The organism is Actinomadura sp. 7K534 (assembly GCF_004348575.1).
Classification (GTDB): domain Bacteria; phylum Actinomycetota; class Actinomycetes; order Streptosporangiales; family Streptosporangiaceae; genus Spirillospora; species Spirillospora livida.
Genome location: NZ_SMKB01000422.1, coordinates 1 through 2,846 on the forward strand (window position 1 = coordinate 1; position 2,846 = coordinate 2,846).

2 protein-coding genes are annotated in these 2,846 nt (G+C 75.7%); both read right to left on the bottom strand.

What is annotated here, in order from left to right; all coding sequences use genetic code 11:
• Positions 1 to 1,398, bottom strand: a 1,398-nt coding sequence (locus E1266_RS36640; RefSeq protein ID WP_132055102.1) for a pitrilysin family protein, incomplete at its 3' end; no start/stop codon positions are given.
• On the bottom strand, positions 1,395 to 2,651 hold the full coding sequence (locus E1266_RS36645) for a pitrilysin family protein (RefSeq protein ID WP_132055104.1): 1,257 nt from the start codon (positions 2,649 to 2,651) through the stop codon (positions 1,395 to 1,397). The genes E1266_RS36640 and E1266_RS36645, both read right to left, overlap by 4 nt.
• Positions 2,652 to 2,846 lie beyond the last annotated feature (195 nt).

Consider the following 2,846-nt stretch of genomic DNA (forward strand, 5'->3'; position numbering starts at 1 on the left):
CAGGACGTCGTCCAGGGCGGCCAGCAGGCCCGGCGCGCCGAGCGACGCGCTGCGCGCCGCCGCCAGCTCGATCGCCAGCGGCATGCCGTCCAGGCGGCGGCACAGCTCGCGGACGTCGGCGGGGTCGACGTGCTTGCGGTACGTGCGGGCGACGCCGTCCGGGGTCGAGGCGCGTACGGCGGCCAGGTAGGCGCTCGGGTAGTCGGTGCCCAGGCCGTTGGCGGAGACGTCGGCCAGTTCGGCGGCGACGGCGCGGGCCGTCTCGTACTCGGCGGGGGCGCGGTCGGCCAGGGCGCGGACCGACGAGCCGTGCTCGTCGGCGTCGATGCCCTCGGACACGATGCCGCGCAGTTCGGTCAGCGCGTCGGAGACGGCGTCGGCGGTGACCTCGGTGTGGACGGCGCCCTGCGCGATGAACAGGCCGCAGTGCCGCATCCGCAGCAGGCCCGCGCGCATGCCGTAGGTGTAGCCCTTCTCCTCGCGGAGCTTCGCGTTCAGCCGGGACGTGAGCCCGCCGCCGAGCACGTGCGCCGCGACGGCCAGGGACGGCCAGTCGTGGTGCGAGCGGTCCGGGACGCCGTGCCCGAAGCTGAGGTACGTCTGCACCGAGCCCGGACGGTCGACGACGACGATCCGGGCGGCCGACTCCGGCATGACCCGGTCCGGGGTGGGGAGCGGGTCGCCGGTCGCGGCCCAGCCCTCCAGTGCGGCCGTGAGCGCTCCGTCGGCGTCCACCCCGGAAAGATCACCGGCGACGACCGCGGTGGCCTCAGCGGGCACCACGGAGCCGTAGAAGGAGCGGACGTCGGCCCCCTGGAGCGCCTCGACGGAGGCGCGGCCGCCGCCGGTGGGGCGGGACGCGCGGGCCTCCGCCGGGAACATCACCGCGCGCAGCTCGCGCATCGCGCGCGACCCCGGGTCGGCGTCCTCCTGCGCGATCTCCTCCAGCCGCTCGCGGACGAGGCGGCGCACGTCGCCGTCGTCCAGGGCCGGGCGGCGCACGACCTCGGAGAACAGCTCCATGGCCGCGCCGAGCCGCGTGGTCGGGACGTCCAGCGCGATGCGCAGCGCGGTGAGGTCGGCGTGCGCGAAGAAGCTGGCGCCGAGCCGCTCGAAGGCGGCGGTCAGCGCGGTGCCGCCGCCCGGCTCGGTGCCCTCCGTCAGCGCGTGCGCCGCCAGCGTCGCGACGCCGTCGAGGCGGCGGCCGTCGGCGAGGACCGGCTCGCGGCCGGCGCCCGCGTGCAGGACGAGCCGCACCGCCGCGAGGCGCCGGCCGGGCAGGTCGCAGCGCAGCGTCGCCGGGCCGGCCGGGACGCGGCCCTCGACGCCGGCCGGGAACGCCCAGGCCGGGACGGGCCCGGGGACGGGGCGGGGCTGCAGGGACAGGCCGCTGCTCACGAGGTGCCTCCGTAGGTCAGGGCGGTGCGGGCGCCCGGTGCCAGCCAGCGGCCCGCCATCTCCTTGATCGCGTCCCCGGTGACCGCGGCGGCGCGGCCGGCGGCGGTGAAGGTCCGGGCCGGGTCGTCGAACTGCGTCGCGTTCTGGGACAGCGCGTTGGCCAGGGCCGTGACGGTCTCGGTCTGCTCGAGGAAGCCCCGCTCGGCCTGGGCCGTGGCGCGGGCGGTCTCGTCGGCGTCGGGGCCGTGCTCGGCGAACCGCTGGAGCTCCTCGTCCAGCACGGCGGCGATCTTGTCCGGGTCCGGCCCGATCGCGTCCACGATCGCCAGGGACGGGCCGGACGCCAGCCGCGTCACCCCGGCCCACACCTCGGTCGCGATCTCGTCGCGGCGCACCATCCGGTCGTACAGCCGGGAGCCGGAGCCGCCGCCGAGGATCTCGACCGCGAGCTCGGCGGCCTCGATCTCGTCGCCGCCGTCGGTGGGGAGCGTGAACATCGCGAAGTAGGCGGGGGAGGGGACCTCCTCGTCGAGGGTCTCCCCGCGGACGCCGGACAGCGGCCCGAGCTCACCGGGCCGCGCGGCCGGCTTCTCGGGGCCGGCCGGCAGCCCGCCGAAGTAGCGCTCGACCGCCGCCAGCGTCGCCTCCGGGTCGACGTCGCCGACGACGGACAGGACCGCGTTGCCGGGGGCGTACCAGGTGGCGAAGAAGTCCGCGCAGTCTTCGAGGGTGGTGGCGTCCAGGTCGTCCATGGAGCCGATCGGGGTGTGCGCGTAGGGGTGGCCTTCGGGGAAGGTGAGGGCGCACAGCCGCTCGAACGCCGTCCCGTAGGGCTGGTTGTCGTAGCGCTGGCGGCGCTCGTTCTTCACCACGTCGCGCTGGTTGTCGAGGTTGACCTGGGTGAGCGCCGCGGGGAGGGTGCCCATCCGGTCGGCCTCCAGCCAGAGCGCGAGCTCCAGGTGGCTGACGGGCACCGTCTCGTAGTAGTTCGTGCGCTCGAACGACGTGCTGGCGTTGAACGCGGCGCCGGCGCTCTCCAGCAGCGCGGCGTGCTCGCCTTCGGCGACGTTCGCGGAGCCCTGGAACATCAGGTGCTCGAAGAGGTGGGCGAGGCCGGTGCGGCCGGCCCGCTCGTGCCGCGAACCCACCCCGTACCAGATGTTCACGGCGGCCAGTGGTACGACATGGTCCTCGCAGACCACCACGCGCAGGCCATTGCCGAGCGTGTGCTCATGCAGCGGCTGTTCTGCCACGGAGCGCTCCCGTCCGTTCGATGGGTCGGCTGGCGGAAAGCACCGCGCGCGTCGGCGGGACGTGCCCGGGCGGCGGGCTTGATCTCGGTCTCACCGTACCGGGTACCGGCGGCCGGACGCGCGCCTCCGCGAACTGTGGATAACTCGCGCGGAGGCGGAAGGACGGGAGGTCCGGGAGCAGGGGGGAGCAGGGGG